General features: G+C 65.7%; 1 protein-coding gene. It reads left to right on the top strand.

The window, feature by feature from the left end; all coding sequences use genetic code 11:
- Positions 1–1,063 (top strand): C4-dicarboxylate transporter DctA (gene dctA / locus AC07NK_RS20180; protein ID WP_495172421.1); only part of this gene is annotated, 1,063 nt, incomplete at both ends.

Below are 1,063 nucleotides of genomic sequence, written 5' to 3'. Positions count from 1 at the left end.
GCCTATTTCCTGTTCTTCTCGACGCTGGCGCTGATCGTCGGGCTGATCGTCGCCAACACGATCCAGCCGGGCGCCGGGATGAACATCGATCCGGCCAGCCTCGATACCGGTGCGGTCAACGATTACGTCGCCAAGGCGCATGACAGCAGCATCACCGGTTTCCTGATGGCGATCATCCCGACCACGCTGGTCTCGGCGCTGGCGGGGGAATCGCTGCTTCAGGTATTGCTGGTGTCGATCCTGTTCGGGATCGCGCTGTCGATGGTGGGCGAGCCTGCCGCGCCGGTGCGCGACCTGCTCGAGCGCACTGGCCTTGTGGTGTTCAAGCTGGTCGGGATCCTGATGCGCGCGGCGCCGGTCGGTGCGTTCGGGGCGATGGCCTTCACCATCGGCAAGTACGGCATCGAATCGCTCGCCAACCTCGCCGGGCTGGTCGCGACCTTCTATTTGACCTCGGCGATCTTCGTGGTGGTGGTGCTGGGGATCGTCGCGAAGCTTGCCGGCTTCTCGATCTTCAAGCTGATCCGCTATCTGCGTGCCGAACTGCTGCTCGTGCTCGGCACCTCCTCGTCGGAGAGCGCGCTGCCCAGCCTGATGGACAAGATGGAGCGCGCCGGCTGCGCCAAGCCGGTCGTGGGCCTCGTCGTGCCGACGGGCTATTCGTTCAACCTCGACGGCACCAACATCTACATGACGCTGGCGGCGCTGTTCATCGCGCAGGCGTGCAATGTCGACCTGTCCCTCGGCGATCAGATCGCGCTGCTCGCTATCGCGATGATCTCATCCAAGGGTGCAGCCGGCGTCACCGGCGCGGGGTTCATCACGCTCGCCGCGACGCTGTCGATCGTGCCCGACGTGCCGGTCGCGGGCATGGCGCTGATCCTCGGCATCGACCGCTTCATGTCCGAATGCCGCAGCCTCACCAACTTCATCGGCAACGCCGTCGCCACCATCGTCGTCGCGCGCTGGGACAACGCCCTCGACCGCGACGCCCTCCACCGCGCGCTTAGCGGTCCCACGCAAGACACACCCGCACGGCCCGCAACCGAAACCGATCCGGATT

Source organism: Sphingomonas sp. GW821-FHT09B04 (genome assembly GCF_059418285.1).
The sequence above is the reverse complement of the archived record's forward strand: the minus strand, read 5'-3'. Positions and strand labels throughout refer to the sequence as shown.